At 73.3% G+C, this 24,297-nt stretch carries 23 protein-coding genes and 1 pseudogene; 12 read left to right on the top strand and 12 right to left on the bottom strand.

Translation table 11 applies throughout. The annotated features are described in order from the left end of the window. Positions 1-104: 104 nt before the first annotated feature. From ACZ3YL_RS29370 to ACZ3YL_RS29345, 6 genes are all read right to left on the bottom strand, one after another. A complete protein-coding gene (locus ACZ3YL_RS29370; RefSeq protein ID WP_188307671.1) occupies positions 105-1,880 on the bottom strand; it encodes an acetyl/propionyl/methylcrotonyl-CoA carboxylase subunit alpha in 1,776 nt (591 codons plus the stop codon). 236 nt (positions 1,881-2,116) lie between these two features. Beyond that, positions 2,117-2,899 carry a hypothetical protein gene (locus ACZ3YL_RS29365; RefSeq protein ID WP_188307670.1) on the bottom strand — a complete coding sequence of 261 codons (783 nt, stop codon included), beginning with the start codon at positions 2,897-2,899 and terminating at the stop codon, positions 2,117-2,119. A 92-nt stretch (positions 2,900-2,991) separates the two neighbouring features. Further along, the gene (locus tag ACZ3YL_RS29360) at positions 2,992-3,591 is read right to left on the bottom strand and encodes a nucleoside triphosphate pyrophosphatase (RefSeq protein ID WP_188307669.1); all 600 of its coding nucleotides are present in this window, start codon (positions 3,589-3,591) and stop codon (positions 2,992-2,994) included. A 47-nt stretch (positions 3,592-3,638) separates the two neighbouring features. After that, positions 3,639-3,779: a morphogenic membrane protein MmpB gene (gene mmpB / locus ACZ3YL_RS29355; protein ID WP_188307668.1), complete on the bottom strand. Its 141-nt coding sequence runs from the start codon at positions 3,777-3,779 to the stop codon at positions 3,639-3,641. Between the two features lie 142 nt (positions 3,780-3,921). Next, a complete protein-coding gene (locus tag ACZ3YL_RS29350) occupies positions 3,922-4,143 on the bottom strand; it encodes an acyl-CoA carboxylase epsilon subunit (RefSeq protein WP_465660398.1) in 222 nt (73 codons plus the stop codon). Between the two features lie 29 nt (positions 4,144-4,172). Further along, entirely contained in the window at positions 4,173-5,762 is a 1,590-nt protein-coding gene (locus tag ACZ3YL_RS29345) for an acyl-CoA carboxylase subunit beta (RefSeq protein WP_188307029.1), read from the bottom strand. A 256-nt stretch (positions 5,763-6,018) separates the two neighbouring features. Between ACZ3YL_RS29345 and ACZ3YL_RS29340 the strand changes: the two genes are divergently transcribed. The 4 genes and pseudogenes from ACZ3YL_RS29340 to ACZ3YL_RS29325 all read left to right on the top strand — a co-directional run bounded on the left by ACZ3YL_RS29340 (position 6,019) and on the right by ACZ3YL_RS29325 (position 10,870). Further along, positions 6,019-6,912: a biotin--[acetyl-CoA-carboxylase] ligase gene (locus ACZ3YL_RS29340; RefSeq protein ID WP_465660397.1), complete on the top strand. Its 894-nt coding sequence runs from the start codon at positions 6,019-6,021 to the stop codon at positions 6,910-6,912. 171 nt (positions 6,913-7,083) lie between these two features. Further along, entirely contained in the window at positions 7,084-8,205 is a 1,122-nt protein-coding gene (locus ACZ3YL_RS29335) for an adenylate/guanylate cyclase domain-containing protein (RefSeq protein WP_317621254.1), read from the top strand. 220 nt (positions 8,206-8,425) lie between these two features. Then, a pseudogene (locus tag ACZ3YL_RS29330) lies at positions 8,426-9,649 on the top strand (GGDEF domain-containing protein); the annotation flags it as partial. Positions 9,650-10,489: 840 nt separating this feature from the next. After that, on the top strand, positions 10,490-10,870 hold the full coding sequence (locus tag ACZ3YL_RS29325; protein ID WP_465660396.1) for a hypothetical protein: 381 nt from the start codon (positions 10,490-10,492) through the stop codon (positions 10,868-10,870). Here ACZ3YL_RS29325 and ACZ3YL_RS29320 read toward each other — a convergent pair. Next, on the bottom strand, positions 10,848-11,468 hold the full coding sequence (locus ACZ3YL_RS29320; RefSeq protein ID WP_465660395.1) for a TetR/AcrR family transcriptional regulator: 621 nt from the start codon (positions 11,466-11,468) through the stop codon (positions 10,848-10,850). The two genes, ACZ3YL_RS29325 and ACZ3YL_RS29320, sit on opposite strands and share 23 nt — an antisense overlap. A gap of 122 nt (positions 11,469-11,590) precedes the next feature. On the opposite strand from ACZ3YL_RS29320, the gene ACZ3YL_RS29315 reads away from it, so the two are divergent. Beyond that, complete coding sequence (locus ACZ3YL_RS29315) at positions 11,591-12,757, top strand: macrolide family glycosyltransferase (protein WP_188309782.1); 1,167 nt, start codon at positions 11,591-11,593, stop codon at positions 12,755-12,757. A 118-nt stretch (positions 12,758-12,875) separates the two neighbouring features. After that, entirely contained in the window at positions 12,876-14,453 is a 1,578-nt protein-coding gene (hutH, locus tag ACZ3YL_RS29310) for a histidine ammonia-lyase (protein ID WP_411293103.1), read from the top strand. Between the two features lie 73 nt (positions 14,454-14,526). Here the strand turns inward: hutH and ACZ3YL_RS29305 are convergent, their stop codons facing one another. Further along, positions 14,527-14,949, bottom strand: coding sequence for a hypothetical protein (locus ACZ3YL_RS29305; protein ID WP_465660394.1), 423 nt, complete (start codon positions 14,947-14,949; stop codon positions 14,527-14,529). Between the two features lie 260 nt (positions 14,950-15,209). On the opposite strand from ACZ3YL_RS29305, the gene ACZ3YL_RS29300 reads away from it, so the two are divergent. Together ACZ3YL_RS29300 and ACZ3YL_RS29295 are read left to right on the top strand one after the other, a co-directional pair. Further along, the gene (locus ACZ3YL_RS29300; RefSeq protein ID WP_465660393.1) at positions 15,210-16,079 is read left to right on the top strand and encodes a MurR/RpiR family transcriptional regulator; all 870 of its coding nucleotides are present in this window, start codon (positions 15,210-15,212) and stop codon (positions 16,077-16,079) included. Between the two features lie 80 nt (positions 16,080-16,159). After that, positions 16,160-16,480, top strand: coding sequence for a hypothetical protein (locus tag ACZ3YL_RS29295; RefSeq protein ID WP_465660392.1), 321 nt, complete (start codon positions 16,160-16,162; stop codon positions 16,478-16,480). A 1-nt stretch (position 16,481) separates the two neighbouring features. Here the strand turns inward: ACZ3YL_RS29295 and ACZ3YL_RS29290 are convergent, their stop codons facing one another. After that, positions 16,482-17,054 carry a Uma2 family endonuclease gene (locus ACZ3YL_RS29290; RefSeq protein ID WP_465660391.1) on the bottom strand — a complete coding sequence of 191 codons (573 nt, stop codon included), beginning with the start codon at positions 17,052-17,054 and terminating at the stop codon, positions 16,482-16,484. Positions 17,055-17,234: 180 nt separating this feature from the next. Between ACZ3YL_RS29290 and hutU the strand changes: the two genes are divergently transcribed. The 4 genes from hutU to hutI are packed head-to-tail and all read left to right on the top strand — an operon-like array spanning position 17,235 to position 22,671. Beyond that, entirely contained in the window at positions 17,235-18,905 is a 1,671-nt protein-coding gene (gene hutU, locus ACZ3YL_RS29285; protein ID WP_465660390.1) for a urocanate hydratase, read from the top strand. 20 nt (positions 18,906-18,925) lie between these two features. Next, complete coding sequence (locus ACZ3YL_RS29280; protein WP_465660437.1) at positions 18,926-20,107, top strand: allantoate amidohydrolase; 1,182 nt, start codon at positions 18,926-18,928, stop codon at positions 20,105-20,107. Further along, positions 20,098-21,459, top strand: a complete 1,362-nt coding sequence (locus ACZ3YL_RS29275) for a formimidoylglutamate deiminase (protein ID WP_465660389.1) — start codon at positions 20,098-20,100, stop codon at positions 21,457-21,459. Before ACZ3YL_RS29280 ends, ACZ3YL_RS29275 begins: the two co-directional genes overlap by 10 nt. A 36-nt stretch (positions 21,460-21,495) precedes the next feature. After that, positions 21,496-22,671 carry an imidazolonepropionase gene (hutI, locus tag ACZ3YL_RS29270; RefSeq protein WP_465660388.1) on the top strand — a complete coding sequence of 392 codons (1,176 nt, stop codon included), beginning with the start codon at positions 21,496-21,498 and terminating at the stop codon, positions 22,669-22,671. A gap of 59 nt (positions 22,672-22,730) precedes the next feature. Here the strand turns inward: hutI and ACZ3YL_RS29265 are convergent, their stop codons facing one another. From ACZ3YL_RS29265 to ACZ3YL_RS29255, 3 genes are all read right to left on the bottom strand, one after another. Further along, positions 22,731-22,931 carry a DUF397 domain-containing protein gene (locus ACZ3YL_RS29265; protein ID WP_465660387.1) on the bottom strand — a complete coding sequence of 67 codons (201 nt, stop codon included), beginning with the start codon at positions 22,929-22,931 and terminating at the stop codon, positions 22,731-22,733. Positions 22,932-22,993: 62 nt separating this feature from the next. Further along, entirely contained in the window at positions 22,994-23,194 is a 201-nt protein-coding gene (locus tag ACZ3YL_RS29260) for a DUF397 domain-containing protein (RefSeq protein ID WP_465660386.1), read from the bottom strand. Further along, positions 23,187-24,050 (bottom strand): helix-turn-helix domain-containing protein, encoded by an 864-nt coding sequence (locus ACZ3YL_RS29255; protein WP_465660385.1) that lies wholly within the window; start codon positions 24,048-24,050, stop codon positions 23,187-23,189. Before ACZ3YL_RS29255 ends, ACZ3YL_RS29260 begins: the two co-directional genes overlap by 8 nt. Positions 24,051-24,297: the final 247 nt, after the last annotated feature.

Raw genomic sequence — 24,297 nt, 5'->3', positions numbered from 1 at the left:
TCCGGCTGTTCCGCAGCGCGCGGAAACACGACCGGTCCGCACCCCCCGAAGGGAGTACGGACCGGTCGAGGATTGACGGACCCGGCGTCAGCCGCCGGTCCGGATCAGTCCTTGATCTCGCACAGCGCGGCGCCGCTGCTGACGCTCGCGCCCACCTCGGCCTTGAGGCCGACCACGGTGCCCGCCTTGTGGGCGTTCAGCGGCTGCTCCATCTTCATCGCCTCCAGGACCACGATCAGCTCGCCCTCGGCGACGACCTGGCCCTCCTCGACGGCGACCTTGACGATGGTGCCCTGCATCGGCGAGGCCAGGGCGTCACCGCTGATGGCCGAGCCGGCCTTCTTGGCGCCCACCCGGCGCTTGGCCTTGGCACCGCCCGCCGCACCGGCCGCCGGGGCCGCCGCGGCGCCCAGCGAGGACGGCAGCGAGACCTCGATCCGCTTGCCGCCGACCTCGACGACCACGGTCTCCCGGGTCTCCGCCTCCTCGGCCTCGCCGGCACCGCCGGTGAACGCCGGGATGGTGTTGTCGAACTCGGTCTCGATCCAGCGGGTGAAGATCGTGAACGGCTCGTCGCTGCCGTGCACCTCGGGCGCGAACGCCGGGTCGGTGACGACCGCCTGGTGGAACGGGATGGCGGTGGCCATGCCCTCGACCCTGAACTCGCTCAGCGCGCGCCGGGCCCGCTCCAGGGCCTGCTTGCGGTCGCGGCCGGAGACGATCAGCTTGGCCAGCAGCGAGTCCCAGGCCGGGCCGATGACCGAGCCGGTCTCCACGCCGGAGTCCAGGCGCACGCCCGGGCCGGACGGCGGGGCGAACAGCGTCACGGTGCCGGGCGCGGGCAGGAAGTTGCGGCCCGGGTCCTCGCCGTTGATGCGGAACTCGAAGGCGTGGCCGCGCACCTCCGGGTCGCCGTAGCCGAGCTCCTCGCCGTCGGCGATCCGGAACATCTCGCGGACCAGGTCGATCCCGGTGACCTCCTCGGTGACCGGGTGCTCCACCTGAAGACGGGTGTTGACCTCCAGGAAGGAGATCGTGCCGTCCAGCGCGACCAGGAACTCGCAGGTCCCGGCGCCCTCGTAGCCAGCCTCCTTGAGGATGGCCTTGGAGGCGCGGTACAGCTCGGCGTTCTGCGCCTCGGTCAGGAACGGCGCGGGCGCCTCCTCGACCAGCTTCTGGTGCCGGCGCTGCAGCGAGCAGTCACGGGTGGAGACGACCACCACGTTGCCGTGCTTGTCCGCGAGGCACTGGGTCTCCACGTGCCGCGGGTTGTCCAGGTAGCGCTCGACGAAGCACTCGCCGCGACCGAAGGCGGCGACCGCCTCGCGCACCGCGGAGTCGTACAGCTCCGGGATCTCCTCCAGGGTGCGGGCGACCTTCAGGCCGCGGCCGCCGCCGCCGAACGCCGCCTTGATGGCGACCGGCAGGCCGTGCTCCCGGGCGAACTCGACGACTTCGTCGGAGCCGGAGACCGGGTCCGGGGTGCCGGCCACCAGGGGGGCTCCGGCGCGCTGGGCGACGTGACGGGCGGTGACCTTGTCACCGAGGTCGCGGATGGCCTGCGGCGGCGGGCCGATCCAGGTCAGGCCCGCGTCGAGGACGGCCTGGGCGAACTCCGCGTTCTCCGACAGGAACCCGTAGCCGGGGTGGACGGCGTCGGCGCCGGAGTCCTCGGCGGCCTTGAGGACCTTGGCGATGTCCAGGTAACTGGTGCCGGGGGTGTCACCGCCCAGCGCATAAGCCTCGTCGGCCGCGCGGACGTGCAGCGCATCCCGGTCCGGCTCGGCGTAGACGGCGACGCTGGCGATACCGGCGTCCGAGCAGGCCCGGGCGACGCGGACGGCGATTTCCCCGCGGTTGGCGATGAGCACCTTGCGCACTGTGGCTCCCTTCTTGAACCTCGTTGAGTTTATGGATTCCTGGGCGGTACCGGCGAGTAGCCCCAGGTTGTGAACTATCCCACACGCTCGGTGATGGAATTTCGGGCCCCGGCGACGAGGCGGTCGGCGACTTCGCAGGTCGCGGCCGGTGCGGTCGTACGGGCCCGGTCGACGGTGGGTGACCGGGGGGCGGCGTGGCGGGTCGGTGGCATGGAACACACCCTGCCGTGGTCCGCTCAAGCCACGGTCGTGCCGGTGGTCGTACCGCTCGTCGTACCGCTCGTGGGGGCGGTGGTGGGGGCGGTCGTGGGGCGGCGCAGCGCCTCGGCCGTGACGTCGGCGACCGGCTCGACCATGTCCGGCCCGTACGCCGCCGGGTTGACCACCCGCAGGACGAGGGCGAAGGTGCCGTTCCGGCCGTGCCTGCGGGCGAGTTCGCGGTGGTGCGCCACCAGGTAGCGGACGCCGGCCTGGTTGGCCGTGCCGGTCTGGCCGGCGACCAGGAACACCGGGCGGCCGCCGTCCGGGGTGGCGATCCGGGCCAGCAGCACGTGGGTGCGGTCGGGCTCGACGGCGAACTCCTGGTCGCCCACCGCGATCACGTTGCTGCCCGGGCCGGGGCCGGAGGTGATCAGCACCCCGGGCAGGCCCCAGGCGACGTGGGCGGCCATCCGCTCGTTGCTGACCGGACCGCCCAGGCACAGCTCGGTCTTGGCGCCCAGGCCGCGGTGCGCGGCGTCGTGGGCGACCAGTTCGGGCCGGGCGCCGCACTCCTCGACCAGCCCGGCCAGCCACATCAGGGCGTAGGCGTCCCGGCGGGTCACGGTGCTGGCGTGCGAGCCCGCCCCGACGCTGCGGGGCACCACGATCAGGCACTCGCTGCCGGCCGGCAGCCCGAAGAACTCCCGTACCCGCTCGACCTTCCGCCGCCGCCGCACGGCCTGGGCCAGCCAGCCGAGCCCGGCGCTGATGGCACTGGCCACCAGGCCGAGCACCACGTTGAGCACGTTGTCGGTCATCGCCGTGTTCCCTCCCCGTTCGAACGCCGGTCAGCTTAGGGGGCCGACCAGCCGGTACGGCAGGTCAGTCGGTCCGCAGATCCGTCCGGCCGTCAGGCCCAGAGATCGACCAGCCGGACGCCGAGGTCGGCGAGGAGTCGGCGCAGCAGCGGCAGGGACAGGCCGATGACGTTGCCCGGGTCGCCGTCGATGCCGTCGATGAACGGCGCCGAGCGGCCGTCCAGGGTGAACGCCCCGGCCACGTACAGCGGTTCGCCGGAGGCGACGTAGGCGGCCACCTCCGCGTCGTCCGGGGTGCCGAAGCGGACGGTGGTGGAGGCGGTCGCCGAGGACTGCCGGCCGGTCGCGGTGTCGATCACGCAGTGGCCGGTGCGCAGCACCCCGGCGCGACCGCGCATGGACTGCCAGCGGGCCAGCGCCTCGGTGGCGTCGGCGGGCTTGCCGAGGGCGAGGCCGTCCAGCTCCAGGACGGAGTCGCAGCCGATCACCAGCTCACCGTCGGTCAGTTCGGCGGCGACGGCCTTCGCCTTGGCCTCGGCCAGGACGAGGGCGAGCTCGCCGGGGGTGGCGGCGGTGATCGCGTCCTCGTCGACGCCGCTGACCACCACGCGCGGGTCGAGCCCCGCCTGGCGCAGCAGCCCGAGGCGGGCGGGGGAGGCGGAGGCGAGGACGAGGGCGCGCTGGTCTGTCATGCCCACCAGGGTAGGGCTTGCCCGGGTGAGCCGTTCGGGTGAACGGCTCAGGTGAAGTACCGGGTGACCATGATCAGGACGGCGCCCACCAGCACGATGGCGGCGAGCACCTTCCCGGCCCGCTGCATCCGCTCCTGCATGCGACGGGCCTCGGGCGAGGGCCCGTCCTCGGGGTCTGACCAGAGCACCCCTCCAGAGTGCGGTGCGGACGGGCCCGGCCGCCTGAGTATCCGTACTCAGGTTCCGGGCGGAGCGGGCGGCGGGAGGCGGCGGAGCGCGCGCGGGGCGGGAGGCCGGGCCGGCCGGCCTCCCGCCCCGCGACCGGGAACGCTAGTGCGCCCAGCCCGAGGTCCGCCAGGCGTTGACGCCCGGGTGGACGGCGGGGCGGAGCTGGCGGGAGCGGTCGTTCCAGGGGGAGGCCGGGCCGGCACCGGCCAGGCGCGCCGCCTCGGCGGCGGCCTGCGCGGCGGCGGCCCGGGCCTGGACCACCGCCAGGACGGTGGCGAGCTCCTCGGGGGTCGGCTGCCCGTGCAGCACGTGGATCGGGGACATGGCTGGTTCTCTCCCGAGAGGGGTGGTGCCTACAGGGGGATGTTGCCGTGCTTCTTGGGCGGCAGCACCTCGCGCTTGCCGCGCAGCGCCCGCAGGCCCCGGACGATGTGCCGGCGGGTCTCGCTCGGGGCGATCACCGCGTCGACGTAGCCGCGCTCCGCGGCCAGGTACGGGTTCAGCAGGGTGTCCTCGTACGAGGCGATCAGCTCGGCCCGCTTCTCCTCGACGGTGCCGGCCGCCTCGGCCTCGGCGATCTCCCGGCGGTGCAGGATGTTGACCGCGCCCTGCGCGCCCATCACCGCGATCTGCGCGGTCGGCCAGGCCAGGTTGAGGTCGGCGCCCAGGTGCTTGGAGCCCATCACGTCGTACGCGCCGCCGAAGGCCTTGCGGGTGATCACGGTGATCAGCGGGACGGTCGCCTCGGCGTAGGCGTAGATCAGCTTGGCGCCGCGGCGGATGATGCCGTCCCACTCCTGCTCGGTGCCGGGCAGGAAGCCGGGCACGTCCACGAAGGTCAGCACCGGGATGTTGAAGGAGTCGCAGGTGCGGATGAAGCGCGCGGCCTTCTCGCTGGCGTTGATGTCCAGGCAACCGGCCAGGTCCATCGGCTGGTTGCCGACGATGCCGACCGCGTGGCCCTCGACCCGGCCGAAGCCGGTGATGATGTTGCCCGCGTACAGCGGCTGGGTCTCCAGGAACTCGCCGTCGTCGACGATGTGCTCGATGACCTTGTGCATGTCGTACGGCTGGTTCGCCGAGTCCGGCACGATGGCGTCGAGTTCGAGGTCCTCGTCGGTGACCGTGAGGTCCGCCTGCTCGGGGTAGGACGGCGGGTCGCTCAGGTTGTTGGAGGGCAGGTACGACAGCAGGCTCTTGACGTACTCGATCGCCTCCTTCTCGTCCGTGGCGAGGTAGTGGGCGTTGCCGGACTTGGTGTTGTGGGTGCGGGCGCCGCCCAGCTCCTCCATGCCGACGTCCTCGCCGGTCACCGTCTTGATCACGTCCGGGCCGGTGATGAACATGTGCGAGGTCTGGTCGGCCATCACCACGAAGTCGGTGATCGCGGGGGAGTAGACCGCGCCGCCCGCGCAGGGGCCCATGATCAGCGAGATCTGCGGGATGACGCCCGAGGCGTGCACGTTGCGGCGGAAGATCTCGCCGTACAGGCCGAGCGAGACCACGCCCTCCTGGATCCGGGCGCCGCCGGAGTCGTTGATGCCGATGACCGGGCAGCCGGTCTTCAGCGCGAAGTCCATCACCTTGACGATCTTCTCGCCGAAGACCTCGCCGAGCGAGCCGCCGAAGACGGTGAAGTCCTGGGCGAAGACGGCGACCTGACGGCCGTCGACGGTGCCGTAGCCGGTCACCACGCCGTCGCCGTACGGGCGGTTCCGCTCCTGCCCGAAGTTGGTCGAGCGGTGCCGGGCGAACTCGTCGAACTCGACGAAGGAGTCGTCGTCCAGCAGCTCCACGACCCGCTCGCGCGCGGTCTGCTTGCCCTTGGCGTGTTGCTTCTCCACGGCCTTGGACGAGCCGGAGTGCACCGCCTCGTCCAGCCTGCGCCGCAGGTCGGCGAGCTTGCCGGCGGTGGTGTGGGGGTCGTACGGCGCCTCGGTCATGCGGTGGCTCTCCCTGATCATCGGCCGCGACCTGTTCGAGTGCGCGCGGGCCGGGATCGGGGGCTCGCGCACGAGGGCAGGGCGGCGCTGCGAACTACCGCTGCGTAGCGTAGCCAGCGCGAAGGGCGATGTGGCACGTCCTGGCGTTATGGCCATCGACACAGTGTGTCAACGAGCGTTCTGCGGGACGATGGGGCGGAATGCGCCTCTGCGGTCCGTCCTGCCACGGGCCCGGGCTGGTTCTAGGGTGGCCACCATGACCGCACCCGAGACCCCCCGCCGCAGCGGACTGCGCGGCTTCGGCCGTACCGGACCCTCCCCCTGGACCGACCTGGACCGGCCACCGCTGGACCAGGCGGTGCTGCGCCGCGAACTGGTCGTCCCGGGCGGGCTCTGGACCTCGCTGGACGTCGTCGCCGAGACCGGCTCGACCAACAGCGACCTCGCCGAACGGGCCCGCTCCGGCGCCCCGCAGGGCGCGGTGCTGGTCGCCGAGGCGCAGAGCGCCGCCCGCGGCCGGCTGGACCGGCAGTGGACCGCCCCGGCCCGCTCCGGACTGTTCACGTCCTTCCTGCTGCGCCCCGAGGAGGTGCCGGTCGAGCGGTACGGCTGGCTGCCGATCCTGGTCGGGGTGGCCGTCGCCAGCACCCTCGACCGGGTGGCCGGGGTCGAGGTCGGGCTGAAGTGGCCCAACGACCTCCAGGTGGAGATCGACGGCGCGGAGCGCAAGCTCGGCGGCATCCTCACCGAGCTGAGCGGCGGCGCGGTGGTGGTCGGGATGGGCCTCAACGTCTCGCTGCGCACCGCGGAGCTGCCCGTCCCCACCGCCGCCTCGCTCGCGCTGGCCGGCGCCGGCACCACCGACCGCTCCGTCCTGCTGCGCGCCCTGCTGCGCGAGTTCGCCGAGCTGTACCGCGAGTGGACGGCCGCCGCCGGGGACCCGCACGCCAGTGACCTGCTGCGCGCGTACGTGGACCGCTGCAGCACGCTCGGCCGCCGGGTGAAGGTGAACCTGCCCGGCGACCGCGAACTGGTCGGCGAGGCGGTGGCGATCGACGGGGACGGCCGGCTGGTGGTGCGCACCGCCGACGGCGCACGCCGGGCGGTCGGCGCGGGGGACGTGGTCCACGTCCGCCCCGAGCCGCGCTGAACGGCAGTCTTCACCTCTCCTTGACTCGGGCGGATGCTCCGGATCACGTGATTCCGTGCGAACATTCCACCTGGCAGATGTGAGGCGCGCCACTGTCCGCCCGGGTGGCGGGCGGTGCGCCCGGACAGGTAGGAAACGAGGCAAGTGCGGCAACCGCACGGGGACGGACCGGTGGCAGAGGACGGCAGCGGCGAGACGACGGGCAGCCACGACCCCACGGTCGCGCTCGAACTGGAACGCCTGATCCTGGACGCGCCACGCCGCTACACCCCGTACCAGGCCGCGCGCGCCGCCGACGTCCCGATGGAGCTGGCCACCCGCTTCTGGCGGGCCATGGGCTTCCCCGACATCGGCCAGTCCCGGGCCCTCACCGACGGCGACGTGATCGCGCTGCGGCGCCTCGCCGGCCTGGTCGAGTCCGGGCTGCTCAGCGAGTCGATGGCGATCCAGGTGGCCCGCTCCACCGGTCAGACCACGGCCCGGCTGGCCGGCTGGCAGATGGACACCTTCCTGGAGAACCTCACCCAGGCCGTCGAGCCCGGCCTCACCCGCGCCGACGTCGCCTACCCGCTGGTCGAGCTGCTGCTGCCGGAACTGGAGCAGTTCCTGGTGTACGTCTGGCGGCGCCAGCTGGCCGCCGTCACCGGCCGGGTGGTGCAGGCCGCCGAGGACAACGAGATCACCAGTGGCCGGCTCGCGGTCGGCTTCGCGGACCTGGTCGGCTTCACCCGGCTGTCCCGGCGGCTGGAGGAGGAGGAACTCGGCGAGCTGGTCGAGACCTTCGAGAACACCTGTTCCGACCTGATCGCCGGACAGGGCGGCCGGGTGATCAAGACCCTCGGCGACGAGATCCTCTACGTCTCCGAGGATCCGGCCACCGCCGCCGAGATCGCGCTCAGCCTGATCGACGCGCTCGCCGAGGACGAGACCATCCCGGCGCTGCGGGTCGGCATGGCCTTCGGGACGGTCACCCAGCGGATGGGCGACGTCTTCGGCACCACGGTCAACCTGGCCAGCCGGCTCACCTCGATCGCGCCCAAGGACGCGGTGCTGATCGACGGCGAGTTCGCCGCGGCGCTGGAGCAGAACGGCAGCGTCGCCCCCGCCGACTCGGAGGGGCCTGGCCTGGCGGAGGCACTGTCGGTGGCGGCCGGGATGCCGGCCTCCGGGCTGCCGGTGCCGGGGCCGGACGCGGGTGCGCGGTTCCACCTGCAGCCGATGTGGCGCCGGCCGGTGCGCGGGCTGGGACTGGTGGAGCCGTGGCTGCTCTCGCGGCGGATGAAGGCGGAGTAGCCGCCGGGGGCGCCGGGTCTTCGGCGCCGGGCCGCTCGGATGGGTGCCGAACGGTTGAAGACCGTACGGTCGGCTGCGGGTCCGTCCGGGCAAACGGGGCATAACCGAACGAACTCGCCATAGTCTTGGTGCAAGCGGCCGGACGGGTGCGGCCGACCGGTGGGGGTCCGGCAGGACCGGGCACAGGGAGCGAGGCGATCCGGTGAGCAGTGAGGCGATCATGACGGACCGCGGCTGCGACTGCGAAGGACCGCACCACTGCGACCCGCTGCCCGACCTGCGACTGCAGTCGGTGGTCGAACTCGCCCAGGACATGGCCGGGGCGCTCACCCCGCTGGAGGCCGTCCGGGCCGCCGCCACCCGGGCCACCGAGGCGCTCGGCGCCACCATGGCCGCCGTCTCGGTCTGGGACCGCGAATCCGGCCGGCTGCGGGTACTGGTCAACCACGGCGAACTCGCGCCCGGCGAGGAGGAACTGCCGGAGAACGAGTCGTACCCCGTCGCGGACTTCCCGGAGATCGTCACCTACCTGGAGGAGCGCTGGACCACCGGGCGCCTGCCCCGCGCCTGGCTGCAGACCGCCGAGAACGCCGAACCGCACACCGGGCACAACCACCCGACCGCCGGCGCGTACTGCCAGGAACGCGCCGCCGCGCTGCGCCGGCGCGGCCGGGCCTGCTGCGTGGTCGCGCCGATCGTGCTGCACGGACAGGCCTGGGGCGAGCTCTACCTCGCCCGGTCCACCGGCATGCCCGCCTTCACCGACGCCGACGCCGACTACGCGACCCTGCTCGCCGCCCAGATCTCGGCCGGCCTCGCCCAGACCGAACGCCTCGCCGACCTGCGCAGACTCGCCTTCTCCGACCCGCTCACCGGCCTCGCCAACCGGCGCGCCGTCGACGCCCGGCTGGAGAGCGCGCTGGAGGCCCACAACCGGGACAACACCGTCGTCTCGCTGGTGGTCTGCGACGTCAACGGCCTCAAGCGGGTCAACGACCAGCTCGGCCACGAGATGGGCGACCGGCTCCTCGAACGCTTCGCCCACCAGCTCTCACTGGCCGCCGCCAAACTGCCCGGCAGCCTCGCCGCCCGGCTCGGCGGCGACGAGTTCTGCCTGCTCGCGGAGGGCCAGAAGGCCGACGAGGTGGTCGCCGTCGCCGAGGAACTGTGTGCGCGGGCCCTCGCGCTCGCCGAGGGCGAGGGGGTCGCCTGCGGTGTCGCCTCCACCGGGGACTCCATCGGGCCGGTCACCACCCCCGACCGGCTCTTCCGGCTCGCCGACGCCGCCCAGTACCGGGCCAAGGCCGCCCGCGCCGCCCACCCCGTCGTCGCCGGACGCAGCCACGGCCCCGGCTTCTCACCCGACCCCACCGTGCTGCTCGCCGACGCCGCCGACCCGCACCACCGCGCCGACGGGCGCCGCGGGCCCGCCGGCCGGGCCGGCACCGGCGACCGGCGGCGGTTCCGCGGCGCCGCCCACAGCGCCGACCCGGGACAGCTGCTCACCGCCGTCCTCGCCGCCCTCGACCAGGCCGCGGCCGCCCGCGCCGTCCACCCGGCCGACACCCTCGGCAAGCTGGTGGTCGTCGCCGAGACCTCCGCCCGGCTGGTCGACGCGGTCGGCTGGTGGGTCTCGTACGTCCCGCCCGGCTCCCAGCTGATGCGCACCGCCCAGCACGCCGTCTACCGGATGACCAGCGGCCCCAGCAGCAGCCGCGCCGAGACCCAGCGCGCCCAGATCGAGGCCCCCGACGCCGTCTTCGACCTCCGCCACTACCCGATGACCCGCCGCGCCGTCCGCGGCGGCGCCTTCTCGCTGCGCGCGGGCGCGGCGGGCAACGACCCGGCGGAGGAGGCGATGCTCGTGGTCTCCGGCTACCGGGGCATGGTCGCGGCGGGCGGGCAGAACGCGGCGGGCGGGTGGCTGGTCGAACTCTTCGCGGACGACGCCACCCTGCCACTCGGCCAGGTCACCTACGCGATGCGGGCCTTGGTGGCGGTCGCGCTGGCGGGGGCGGCTTCGCCGCCGGTGATGTGAGGCGGGACGGAGGGCGGGCCGGCTGGTGAGGAGTGCCGGTTCGGCGGGAGCGGGAGCGGGAGCGGGAGCGGGGTCGAGTGCGGGTCGAGGCCGGGGTCGGGGCCGGCGGAGGGTCTCGGGCCGGTGATGTGTGCCGGTTCGGTGACCGGGGCGTCGCGGGTGGGTCGCGGTCGGGCGGGCGGGGTGCCGGGGCGGGGCGGGGTGGTGGGAAGGTGACGGGGGCGGATCGGGGAGTGGGGGTCGGCGGTGGCTGGACGGCTGGTGGGCGCGGCGGTGGCCGGGGTGCTGCTGCTCGGCGGCGGGGTGGTGGCGGCAGGCCCGGCGGCGGCGGCGCCGGTGGTGCGGGTGGCGGGCCACCCGGGGGCGGCGTCCTCGGGGGCGACCGGTCCGGCGAGCGGTCCGGCGGCCGTGCGGACGGCGCCGGCGCGGGTGAAGCAGCCGCGGGCCGGGCTGCGGGCACACCAGATCACCGACCACACGGCCTCGCACCGCACCCGTAAGGCCCGGCGCAGCGTGGCCGGCCGGGCGCTGGACGCGGTGTTCGGCTGGCTCGCGTTCGGCGTGCTGGCGGTGCTGCTGGTCGTGGTGCTGCTGGTGTACGTGGTCAGGCGTCGGAACGGCCGCTAGCCGGGGTCGGGGCGAGGGCCCGCAGGAAGGCGTCGACCAGCTGGTCGGCGTGTTCGTGGGTGAGCGGGCCGAGTCGGTACTGCCAGCGGTAGTAGAGCGGGCCGTAGACCAGTTCGACGGCCAGGTCGAGGTCGGCGTCGGGGGCGAGCTGACCGGTCTCGCGGGCGGCGCGCAGGCGGTCGCGGGTGATCTCCAGCAGGGGGTCCAGCAGGCGGGTGCGGTACTCGGCGTGCAGGGCCGGGTCGTTGAGGATCTCGGCGATGATGGCGCGGTAGGTGCGGTCGGCGCCCGGGTCGGTGAGCTCGTCGCTGGTGGGGCGCAGGACGGCCCGCAGGTCGGCGGCGAGGTCGCCGGTGTCGGGGAGCGCGAGGCCGCCCTCGTGCTGGTTGACGGCGAGGAAGGCGTCGAAGACGACGGCGCCCTTCGAGGGCCACCAGCGGTAGATGGTCTGCTTGCCGACGCCGGCCCGGGCGGCGATCGCCTCGATGGTCAGCTTGCCGTAGCCGACCTCGGCGACGAGCTCGGTGGTGGCTGCGAGGACGGCGGAGCGTGAGCGCTCGCTGCGCCGGGCGGGGTCGGGGGCGGTTCTGGGGGCCATGGGAAAAAGTCTATGCCAAACAGCGAGACGAGACGTATTGTCTTCTCAAGATTGCGAGACGGCACGTCTCGTCTCAGTCGCTCTCCCCGGAGGTGCCCGTGATCCGCCCCGCACACATCCTGATGGTCTCCGTCCCGGCACACGGGCACGTCAACCCCAGCCTGGCCGTGATCGCCGAGCTGGTCGCCCGGGGCCACCGGGTCAGCTACGTCAACGACCCGTCCTTCCGGGAGGTCGTCGAGTCCACCGGTGCGACCCTCGTTCCGTATCCGACCGCGCTGCCGCTCGTCGACGACCCGGCCGGCTGGCCGGACGACCCGGTGGCGGTCCAGGACGTGTTCCTGGACGACACCCTGTCGATGTGGTCCGTCATGCTGGAGGCCTTCGAGGACGACCGCCCCGACCTGGTGCTCTACGACATCGCGGGCTTCGCCGGACGGGCGCTCGGCGAGCGGTTGGGCGTGCCGGTGGTGCAGCTGTCCTCCAGCTTCGTGGGCTGGGACGGCGTCGACGAGGACCTGGCCGAGGTCTTCGAGGCGATCCGCAACGGTCCGGGCGGCCCGGAGCACTACCGGCGGTTCGCCGGCTGGCTGGCGGAGGCGGGTGCGGTGGAGCGTGACGTCGAGGCGTTCAAGAACCGTCCGGAGCGGTGTATCGCTCTGGTGCCGCGCGCGCTGCAGCCGCAGGCGGAGCGGGTCGACGAGCGGCGGTTCAGCTTCGTCGGGCCCTGCTTCGGCGACCGCGCCCACCAGGGGCGGTGGGAGCGCCCGGCGGGCGCCGAGAAGGTGCTGCTGGTCTCGCTGGGCTCGGCCTTCACCGACCGGCCCGCCTTCTACCGGGCCTGCGTCGAGGCCTTCGGCGAACTGCCCGGCTGGCACGTCGTGCTCCAGATCGGCAGGCACACCGATCCGGCCGAGCTGGGCGAACTGCCGGACACCGTCGAGGTGCACCGCTGGGTGCCGCAGCTGTCGGTGCTGGCGCAGGCGGACGCCTTCGTCACCCATGCGGGCATGGGCGGCTCCAGTGAGGGGCTGTTCCACGCCGTGCCGATGATCGCCGTGCCGCAGGCCGTCGACCAGTTCGCCAACGCGGACGCGCTGGTGGGCCTGGGCGTCGCCCGCCGGGTGGACACCGAGGCAGCCACTGCGGAGGCGCTGCGCGCCGCGCTGCTGGAGCTGGTCGGGGACCCGACGGTGGCCGAACGGCTGGCGGTGCTGTCCGCGGCCGGCCGGGCCGAGGGCGGCACCGCGCGGGCGGTGGAGCTGATCGAGGCCGAGCTGGCGAGGTAGGGCTCGGATCGCGGCCACACCCCCCGGGGGTGCGGCCGCGATCGGGGCGACGGAGAATCCGGATGGCGAGCAGCTGTTGTCATATCTTCATTCACCTGGTGTGATTGTGTATATGGATATGCACAGTGCTGTGGTCCCCGACGCTCCGCTGGTCCAGGTCGGCAAGGCCGACGTCAGCGCGGAGGACGTCCTGGCCGTCGCCCGGGGCAACGCCCGGGTCGAGATCGGCCCCGACGCGCTCGCCGAGATGGCGGCCGCCCGCGCGCGGATCGACGCCCTCGCGGCCGAGCCGCGCCCCGTCTACGGCGTGTCGACCGGCTTCGGCGCCCTCGCCGTCCGGCACATCAGCCCCGAGCTGCGCGCCCAGCTGCAGCGCTCGCTGGTGCGCTCGCACGCGGCCGGCATGGGCCCGGCCGTCGAGCGCGAGGTGGTCCGCGCGCTGATATTCCTGCGGATGAAGACGCTGGCCTCCGGCCGCACCGGCGTCCGCCCGCTGGTCGCGCAGACCATGGCCGCCCTGCTCAACGCCGGCATCACCCCGGTCGTCCGCGAGTTCGGCTCGCTCGGCTGCTCCGGCGACCTCGCGCCGCTGTCGCACTGCGCGCTGGTGCTGATGGGCGAGGGCACCGCCACCGGCCCCGACGGCGTGGAGCGGCCGGTCGCCGAGCTGCTCGCCGCCGCCGGCATCGAGCCCGTCGAACTGCTGGAGAAGGAGGGCCTGGCCCTCATCAACGGCACCGACGGCATGCTCGGCATGCTGGTGATGGCCATCGCCGACCTGCAGCGGCTGTTCACCACCGCCGACATCACCGCCGCGATGACCCTGGAGGCGCTGCTCGGCGCCGACAAGGTGCTCGCCCCCGAGCTGCACGCCCCGATCCGCCCGCACCCGGGCCAGGCGCTCAGCGCCGCCAACATGCTCGCCGTGCTCAAGGACTCCGGCCTGACCGGCCACCACCACGACGACGCGCCGCGGGTCCAGGACGCCTACTCGATCCGCTGCGCCCCGCAGGTCGCCGGCGCCGGCCGGGACACCCTGGCGCACGCCCAGCTGGTCGCCTCGCGCGAGCTCGCCGCCTCGGTGGACAACCCGGTCGTGCTGCCGGATGGACGGGTGGAGTCCAACGGCAACTTCCACGGTGCGCCGGTCGCGTACGTGCTGGACTTCCTCGCCATCGCCGCCGCCGACCTCGGCTCGATCTCCGAGCGCCGCACCGACCGGCTGCTCGACCAGGCCCGCTCGCACGGCCTGCCCGCCTTCCTGGCCGACGACCCGGGCGTGGACTCCGGTCTGATGATCGCCCAGTACACCCAGGCGGCGCTGGTCAGCGAGAACAAGCGGCTCGCCGTCCCGGCCTCGGTCGACTCGATCCCGTCCTCCGCGATGCAGGAGGACCACGTGTCGATGGGCTGGTCGGCCGCCCGCAAGCTGCGCCAGGCCGTCGACAACCTCGGCCGCATCCTGGCCGTCGAACTCACCGCCGCGGCCCGCGCGCTGGAGATCCGTCAGCAGGCCGACTCGGCCGTCCGGGTGGCTCCGGCCACCGAGGCCGCGATGGCCGCCGCCCGCGAGGCGGGGGTCGGCGGCGCGGGCCGGGACCGCTTCCTCTCGCCGGACCTGGAAGCCGCCGCCGCGCTGGTCGCCACCGGTGACCTGGTGCGGGCGGTGGAGCGGGTCACCGGGCCGCTGGCCTGACGTGCCTCCGCTGCGGGGCGACCGTCGGCCGGGGTGCGGCGTGCGGATCCGGCCGGGATCCGTACGGCGCGCCTCAGTCCCAGTCGCCCCGCGGCCGGCGCTCCTCCCGGTCGCGGCGGTTGCCCAGCGCCGCAGCGAAGTTGACCCCGACGATGCCCGCCCAGCAGGCCAGCAGACCGGCGAAGCCGCCGCTGCCGGGGCTGCTCGCGATCGCGGTCAGCGGGATGCCCAGGGCCAGCGAGATCACCGCCAGCCGGTTGCCGGACCGGCCGGGCGTCCAGCCGCGGTGGCGGCGGTCGCGGTCCCGCTCGTGGTAGGACGGCCCGTCGTCGTCCAGCCGCGCGGCCACCGAACGCTCCACCCGGGCGTCCAGACGGGCGTCCAGACGCTTCATGAAGGAGTCGACGAGCTCGTCCTCGTACTCCTTGCCGAGTTCCTTGCGGGCCTGCAGGGTGGCGTCGAGGTCGCGCCGCAGGTCGTCCTGGCGAGTGTCCATGCCAGTAGCGTGGGGCCGCCGCGCCGCCCGGTCCATCCGTTCGCGGGGGGAATCCGGGCGGGCTCAGGGAGAAATCAGGGTTACCCCGAGGCCCGTGCGCGGCGCCCGGCACCGCCCGCTCCCCGGCCCGCCCCGTCCGAGGCGGTGTCCGGACAGTGGGACGTCTCATGAGGCGTCCCGCCGTACGAGACGTCTTTGCCAGCGGCGGCGCGCTGCTGCACAGTCGTCGTCCGAACCGCACGCATCCGGAGGTACCGCTGATGACCGCCACCGACGAGGCCGGCACCGTCGGCCCCTCCGCCCGGCTGCTCCAGCTGTTCGAAGGACACCGGCTGACGCCCACCCAGCGGCGGATCGCGCACTCCCTCGTCCGGCACGCCACCGAGGCGCCGTTCCTGTCCAGCGTGGAGGTCGCCGAACTCGCCGGCGTCAGCCAGCCCTCCGTCACCCGCTTCGCCGTCGCACTCGGCTACGACGGCTACCCGGCGCTGCGCCGGCAGCTGCGCGAACTCGGCGCGGGCGAACCGGCCGCGCCCGAGACCCCGGACGAGGCGGTGCGCAACGAGCACCAGCAGGCCGTCCTCGCCGAGATCGAGCACCTGCGCCACCTCGCCGAACTCCTCGCCGACCCCGAACCGATCACCCGGGCCGCCCGGCTGCTCGCCGCCTCCCGCCCGCTGCCGGTGCTCGGGCTGCGGGCCGCCTCGGCGCAGGCCCGCGGCTTCGCCTACTTCGCGGCCAAGGTGCACCCGGACATCCGGCTGCTCGACGAGGGCGGCAGCATGCTCGCCGACCGGCTGGAACAGGCCACCGCGGCGGGCGCGACCGCCCTGCTGTGCTTCGCGCTGCCGCGCTACCCGCGGGAGTTGATGGACGCCCTGGTCGTCGCCCGGGAGTGCGGGCTGACCGTGCTCACCGTGGCCGACAGCGCCTTCTCGCCGGTCGCCAAGCTCTCCGACCTGATGCTGCCGGCCGCCGTGGGCACCGGACTGGTCTTCGACACCGCCTGCGCGCCGATGATGCTCGGCCGGGTGCTGCTGCAGCGCATGTGCGACGAACTCCCCGGCGCGGAGGCCAGGTTGGAGGCGATCGAGCAGTCGACGGCGGCCCGGGGGCTGTTCCTGGAATAGCGTGGACGGCGGGCCGGGGTGGGGTGGCCGGGAATAGTCGTCAGGAACCCGGGCATCCCCTACAGCAGGGGGTGCCGCCCATGCGCGTGATCCACGAGATGAAGTTCGTCGCCCGCCTGTCCTCGGGTGCCGACGAATGGTCCTGCCCCGCCTGCGGACGCCGCGTCACCCTGCGGCGCCTGCCCGAACCCGAACTGACCGTCCTCGACCCGGGCGACGAGTCCGCCGTCCACGTCGGCGTCATCGAACCCGACGCCCACGCCACCGCGACCGCCGAGAAGTACGGTCTCGGCCCGGTCCAGAACATCCCCCGCCCTCCCTCCCCGCCCGCCCCCGACGCCGCCGACCGCCGCTGGCTGGCCGAGATCGGCATCGACTGGGACGGCGGCGCCGCCGCCTGATTCAGGCGCGGGGGGCGTACAGGGGGAGATTTGAGGTGTCCAGCTCGGCGGGCAGCGGCGCGGGCAGCGGAACGGGCTCGCCGTACTTGCCGTGCAGGACGCCTCGGTACCCGCCGTCGCGGGGGTGGGTGTGGAGCGTCCATTCACCCTCGCGCGGGTCGACAGCGAGGAGGATGGGTACGCCCGCGGCGGCGTACCAGCTGGTTTTGGCCGTGATGAGGCTGACGCGCTCGGAGGTGGAGATGACTTCCACCGCCAGAGCCACCTCGCGCGGGTCGGTCAGCCATTCGTGGTCCTCCTCCCACTCCGTCGGGAGGACGACCAGGTCGGGGGTCACGTAGTCCTCGTCGTTGCCCGGCATGTAGATGGACGACACCTCGTACGCGCCGAGCTCGGTCGGCAGCTCCGGGTCCAGCTGCATGCGCACTCGTCGCACGGTCCCCGCATGCTTGCCGCGGGGTGTCGGGGACACCACCAGGGTTCCCCCGATGATCTGGACGCGAAGTCCGGTGCTCCGCTCGATCTCCTCCGCCGCATCCCGGAGTCTGCCGGGCCGTACGCCGATGGCCGTCATCGTGTACTCCGCTCCCTGGCGCTGGGCCGAGTGGCTGGTGTTCGCCGGATTCAGGCTAGCGCGCCAAGTCGGCGAATGGCGTGGCTGATCGGATTGGTTCAGGTCTGGTCGAAAGCCGGTTGTTTAGTTATATTCAACCGAACAAAGCTTGAATGAATCCATCCGCAGGGAGGCCGGGACATGGTGCAGCAGCAGGCGAGCGGGCCGCGCGAGGTGCGTGCGGCGCGCGGGACGGGGCTCACGACGCAGGGGTGGCAGCAGGAGGCCGCCCTGCGGATGCTGATGAACAACCTCGACCCCGAGGTGGCCGAGCACCCGTCGAAGCTGGTGGTGTACGGCGGCACCGGCAAGGCCGCGCGGGACTGGCGCTCCTTCGACGCCATGGTGAAGACGCTGCAGGGGCTCAAGCAGGACGAGACCATGCTGGTCCAGTCCGGGCGGCCGGTCGGCGTGATGCAGACCCACGAGTGGGCGCCGCGCGTGCTGATCGCCAACTCCAACCTGGTCGGCGACTGGGCCAACTGGGAGGAGTTCCGCCGGCTGGAGAGCCTCGGGCTCACCATGTACGGCCAGATGACCGCCGGCTCCTGGATCTACATCGGCACCCAGGGCATCCTCCAGGGCACCTACGAGACCTTCGCCGCCGTCGCCAACAAGCGCTTCAACGGCAGCCTGGAAGGCACCATCACCCTCACCGCCGGCCTGGGCGGGATGGGCGGCGCCCAGCCGCTCGCCGTCACCATGAACGGCGGCGTGGCGATCTGCATCGACTGCGACCCGTCCCGGATCGCCCGCCGGATCGAGCACCGCTACCTGGACGTCGAGGCCAAGGACCTCGGCCACGCGCTGGAGCTGGCCACCGCCGCCCGCGACAAGCGGCAGCCGCTCTCCATCGGCCTGCTGGGCAACGCCGCCGAGCTGGTCCCGCAGCTGCTCACGATGGACGCGCCGATCGACATCGTCACCGACCAGACCAGCGCCCACGACCCGCTGGCCTACCTCCCGGTCGGCGTCGCCTTCGACGACATGGCCGACTACGCGGCCGCCAAGCCCGCCGAGTTCACCCAGCGCGCCCGCGAGTCGATGGCCGCCCATGTCGAGGCGATGGTCGGCTTCCTGGACCGCGGCGCCGAGGTCTTCGACTACGGCAACTCGATCCGCGGCGAGGCCCAGCTGGCCGGCTACGACCGCGCCTTCGCCTTCCCCGGCTTCGTCCCGGCGTACATCCGGCCGCTGTTCTGCGAGGGCAAGGGCCCGTTCCGCTGGGCCGCGCTGTCCGGCGACCCGCAGGACATCCACAAGACCGACAAGGCCGTCCTCGACCTCTTCCCGGAGAACGAGTCGCTGGCCCGCTGGATCCGGCTGGCCCAGGAGAAGGTGCACTTCCAGGGCCTGCCCGCGCGGATCTGCTGGCTCGGCTACGGCGAGCGCGACAAGGCCGGCGAGCGCTTCAACGACATGGTCGCCTCCGGCGAGCTGTCCGCGCCGATCGTGATCGGCCGCGACCACCTGGACTGCGGCTCGGTGGCGTCCCCGTACCGCGAGACCGAGGCGATGCTGGACGGCTCGGACGCGATCGCCGACTGGCCGCTGCTCAACGCCATGGTCAACGTCGCCTCCGGCGCCTCCTGGGTGTCCATCCACCACGGTGGCGGCGTCGGCATCGGCCGCTCGATCCACGCCGGCCAGGTCACCGTGGCCGACGGTACGGCGCTGGCGGGCGAGAAGATCCGCCGGGTACTCACCAACGACCCGGGCATGGGCGTCATCCGGCACGTGGACGCCGGCTACGACCGGGCCACCGAGGTCGCCGCCGAGCGGGGCGTGCGCGTTCCCATGGGTGAGCTGTGACGATTTCTTCGTTCGAAGAGATGTGGGCGGAGCTGCTCCCCGTGGGCCGCTCCGCCGCCTCCGGCGGCTACCGCCGCTTCGCCTGGAACTCCGCCGACGCCGAGTGCCGCGCCTGGTTCGAGCAGCAGGCCCGCGACCGCGGCCTGACGTACGAGCTGGACCGCAACGGCAACCAGTGGGCCTGGCTGGGCGATCCGGCCGCCCCGGGCGCGGTCGTCACCGGCTCGCACCTGGACTCGGTGCCGGACGGTGGCGCCTACGACGGCCCGCTCGGGGTGGTCTCCTCCTTCGCCGCACTGGACGAACTGCGCGCCCGGGGCGCGCAGTTCACCCGGCCGCTGGCGATCGTCAACTTCGGCGACGAGGAGGGCGCCCGGTTCGGCGTGGCCTGCATCGGCTCCCGGCTGAGCGCCGGGGTGCTCTCCCGCGAGGCCGCGTACGAACTGCGCGACGCCGACGGCCTGCGGCTGCCCGACGCGATGGAGCGGGCCGGCTACGACCCGACCGTGATCGGCGCGGACGACGACCGGCTGGCCCGGATCGGCGCCTTCGTCGAACTCCACGTCGAGCAGGGCCGCTGTCTCGCCGAGGGGCAGCCGGTCGGCGTGGCGGGCGCGATCTGGCCGCACGGCCGCTGGCGGTTCGACTTCCACGGCGAGGCCAACCACGCGGGCACCACCCGGATCGAGGACCGCCGCGACCCGATGCTGACCTACGCCAACACCGTGCTCTCCGCGCGCAAGAAGGCGAAGCTGGCGGGCGCGCTGGCCACGTTCGGCAAGGTCGCCGTCGAGCCCAACGGCACCAACGCGATCGCCTCGCTGGTGCGCGGCTGGCTGGACTCCCGGGCCGCCGACGAGCGCACCCTGACCGAACTCGTCGCCGAGATCGAGCGGGCCGCCGCCGAGCGCGGCGGGCGCGACGGCGTCCGGGTCGAGCTGACCCGCGAGTCCTACACCCCGGTGGTGGACTTCGACGGCCCGCTGCGCGACCGGCTCGCCAAGCTGCTCGACGCCCCGGTGCTGCCCACCGGCGCGGGACACGACGCCGGGATCCTGGCGTCCGCGATCCCCACCGCCATGCTGTTCGTGCGCAACCCCACCGGCGTCTCGCACTCCCCGGCCGAGCACGCCGAGGAGGCCGACTGCCTGGCCGGGGTCACCGCCCTCGCCGACGTACTGGAGGACCTGGCGTGTCAGTGACCACTCCGGTGACGTACTGGGCGGAGCACGCCTGGCTGCCGCACCACAACGGGCCGGTGGTCGAGCCGGACGTGCTGATCACCGTCGGCGCCGACGGCCGGATCGCCCGGGTCCAGCCGGACAGCGGGCCCTGCCCGCCCGGGGCCGTCCGCCTCGACGGGCTGCTGCTGCCCGGCCAGGCGAACGCCCACTCGCACGCCTTCCACCGGGCGCTGCGCGGGCACGTCCAGGTCGGCTCCGGGACCTTCTGGACCTGGCGCGACACCATGTACCGGTTCGCCGGGGCGCTCGACCCGGACAGCTACCTGGAGCTCGCCACCGCCGTCTACGCCGAGATGGCGCTCGCCGGGATCAGCGCCGTCGGCGAGTTCCACTACCTGCACCACGCGCCCGGCGGCGCCCGCTACACCGACCCGAACGCGATGGGCGAGGCGCTGATCGAGGCCGCCGCCCGGGCCGGCATCCGGATCACCCTGCTGGACACCTGCTACCTGTCCTCGGGCTTCGGCGCCGAGCCGACCCGCCCGCAACTGCGGTTCAGCGACGGCGACGCCGAGGCCTGGGCCGTCCGAGCGGACGCGCTCAAGCCGCGCGAGCACGCCCGGATCGGCGCCGCCATCCACTCCGTCCGGGCCGTCCCGGCCGAGCAGCTGGACACCGTCGCGCACTGGTCGGCGACGCGCGGCGCGCCGCTGCACGTCCACCTGTCCGAGCAGACCGCCGAGAACGACGCCTGCCTCGCCGCGCACGGCGTCACCCCGACCAGGCTGCTCGCCGACCACGGCGCGCTCGGCCCGCGCACCTCGGCCGTGCACGCCACCCACCTCACCGACGAGGACGTCCGGCTCCTCGCGGACGCCGCCACCACCGTCTGCATGTGCCCCACCACCGAGCGGGACCTCGCCGACGGCATCGGCCCGGCCCGCCGGCTCGCCTCGGCGGGCAGCCCGATCTCCCTGGGCAGCGACAGCCACGCGGTGATCGACCCGTTCGAGGAGGCCCGGGCGCTGGAGCTGGACGAGCGGCTGCGCAGCCGGACCCGCGGCCACTGGACGGCCGACGCGCTGCTGCGGGCCGGCGGCGAGGACGGCCACGCCTCGCTCGGCTGGCCGGAGGCCGGGCGGATCGAGGCCGGGGCGCTCGCCGACTTCACGGCGATCACGCTGGACTCGGTGCGCACCGCCGGGCCGCCGGCCCGGCTCGGTGCCGAGATCGCCGTCTTCGCGGCCTCGGCGGCGGACGTGCGGCACCTGGTCGTCGGCGGGCGGCACGTCGTCCGGGACGGCGTGCACCAGCTGGTGACCGATGTGCCGGGAGCGCTGCGCTCCGCGATCGGCGCGCTGGACTGCTGAATTTTCCTTGTCCGACTCCCTTCGGAAGGCGTTGACTTGAGCACCAGGACCACTGTGATCACGGGCATCGGCAGCCTGGTCACCAACGACCCCGGGCAGGGCACCGGGCCGCTCGGCCTGCTGACCGACGCGGCCGTGGTGGTCGAGGGCGACACCGTCGCCTGGGTCGGCCCGGCGGCCCAGGCCCCGGCGGCGGACGAGCGCTTCGACGCCGAGGGCCGGGCGCTGCTGCCCGGCTTCGTCGACTCGCACGCCCACCTGGTGTTCGCGGGCGACCGCACCGCCGAGTTCAACGCCCGGATGTCCGGGCAGGCGTACACGGCGGGCGGCATCCGTACGACGGTGGCGGCCACCAGGGCGGCGAGTGACGCCGAACTGGACGCCAACCTGGCCGGCTTCGTCCGGGAGGCACTGCGGCAGGGCACCACCACCATCGAGTGCAAGTCCGGCTACGGGCTGACGGTGGAGGACGAGGCCCGGGCGCTGCGGATCGCGGCCCGGCACACCCCGGAGACCACGTACCTGGGCGCCCACATCGTGGCCCCCGAGTACGCGGAGGACCCGGCCGGCTACGTCGACCTGGTCACCGGCGAGATGCTGGACGCCTGTGCGCCGCACGCCCGCTGGGTGGACGTGTTCTGCGAGAAGGGCGCCTTCGACGGCGACCAGGCGCGGGCGATCCTGACGGCGGGCATCGAGCGCGGCCTCACGCCGAGGGTGCACGCCAACCAGCTGACGTACGGGCCCGGCGTGCAGCTGGCGGTGGAGCTGGGGGCCGCCTCGGCGGACCACTGCACCCACCTGACGGACGAGGACGTGGCGGCGCTGGCGGGGTCGGCGACGGTCGCCACCCTGCTGCCCGGGGCGGAGTTCTCCACCCGGGCCGAGTACCCGAGCGGGCGGCTGCTGCTGGACGCGGGGGCGACGGTGGCGCTGTCCACGGACTGCAACCCGGGCTCCAGCTTCACGAGCTCGATGGCGTTCTGCATCGCGGTGGCGGTGCGGGAGATGGGGATGACGCCGGACGAGGCGGTCTGGGCCGCGACGGCCGGTGGCGCCCACGCGCTGCGGCGCACGGACGTGGGAGCGGTCGCGGTCGGCTCGCGGGCGGACCTGCTGCTGCTGGACGCGCCCTCGCACGTGCACCTGGCCTACCGCCCGGGCGTGCCGCTGACGGCGGCGGTCTGGCGGGCGGGCGTCCGGGAGGTCTGAGCCCCGGGACCGTAGACGGCCCCCGCGCCCCCGGGGTGGCGGGCGCGGGGGCTTCGCATTCAGGGGGCGGTGACGAGGTGGTCGAACTCGCCTGCCTTGGCAGCTTCGAGGAACGCGGAGAACTTGAGGCGGGTGGTGCGGACTATGACCTCGCCCTCGTCGGACTCCCGGAGTTCGACGGCCCCTTCAAGTGCGCGCACCTCAACGCAGTTGTTGTTCGCCTCGCTGAAGCTGGACTTCTGCCACTCGGTGCTGGTCATGAGAATCAGGCTAGCCACCGGCGGCCTCTTGCGGGGAGCAGGAGGCCGCCGGAACGATTCGCTCAGGCGTCGGCGATGAGGTGGTCGAACTCGCCGGCCTTGGCGGCTCCGAGGAACGCGGAGAACTTGAGGCGGGTGGTGCGGACTATGACCTCGCCCTCGTCGGACTCGCGGAGTTCGACGGCCCCTTCACGTGCGCGCACCTCGACGCAGTTGCTGGCTGCTTCGCTGAAGCTGGACTTCTGCCACTCGGAGCTATTCATACCTGTCGTTCAGTTCCTTCATGATCGAGCGAATGTAATCTCGCGACTCGCTCTCCGGGAGCGCGACGGCTTCGATGCGTTCAAAGATTGCGCGATAGCCCGCCAACTGGGCGGGCGAGTCGAAGATGTGGGAGCCGTGGGACGAGTCAGCCTGGACCGTATCCAGCTCCGGCACCGGCCCTTCCGCGTAGATCAGGTTCTCACTGGGGCCAGGGAAGTCGGCAGTATCGAACGGTACGACTCGCAGCGAGACTCCCGGAAGCTCGAAGTCCTCGATGAGGGAACCAAGCTGTTCCCTCAGTACTGCAGGACCGCCGTACTGAATTCGTAGCGCTGCCTCGTGGACCAGTGCCACGTACGGCGTCTCGCCGGATCGAATGGTCTGCTGCCTGCGCAGGCGGAACCCCACCCTGCGATCGACCTCGCGACCGGGAAGAGGAGTGAAGCCTCTCGCGAACACGGCGGCGGCATAGGGAGCCGTCTGAAGCAGCCCCGGGATGAAGCCGATGTTGAAGCTCTTGAGCCTCTTCGCGTGTCCCTCCATTTCCGCCACATCAATGGGGGCGGCGGAGAGGGCGTTGCGATACTCATCCCACCAGGCCCGATCCCGCTCCCGGGCCATCCCGGCGAGCGCGTCGACCAAGGGCGCGTTGGCGCACATGCAAGCCTCCGCGATCTCGTGCAGGCGCTCCACGCTGACGGCGGACTTCCCGTTCTCCATCTGCGTCACCAGAGCCGGAGTCACACCGAGCAAGCGGGCGAGGTGGCTGCCTGCGAAGCCGGCCTGCTCTCGCATCCTCCGCAGTTCAGCGCCGAGTCGACGCTGGCGAAGGGTCGGGTTCTGGCGGTTGGCCATGGCGTCCTCTCTGCCGGTACAGGCGCCAGTCTGCCGTGCCGCGCGCAGGGGTGGCCATTCGGGGGATGACTCCATCGGGGGAACCTTCGCGCATCGAGCTTAACGTTAAGCTCCGATGCGCTATCGTCGTTCTCAGCTCGATCCGACGGATCGTCAGTAATGCCCGCATTCACGGCAGTAGGCGCCTGCTGCCCGCGCACCGAAGAGCAACCGCCGCCCCGGTCTGGCTCACGGCGACGACCGTCAT

The organism is Kitasatospora sp. NPDC023176 (genome assembly GCF_055560495.1).
Note: the sequence above shows the minus strand (reverse complement) of the source record. Positions and strands in the feature narration are given on the sequence as shown.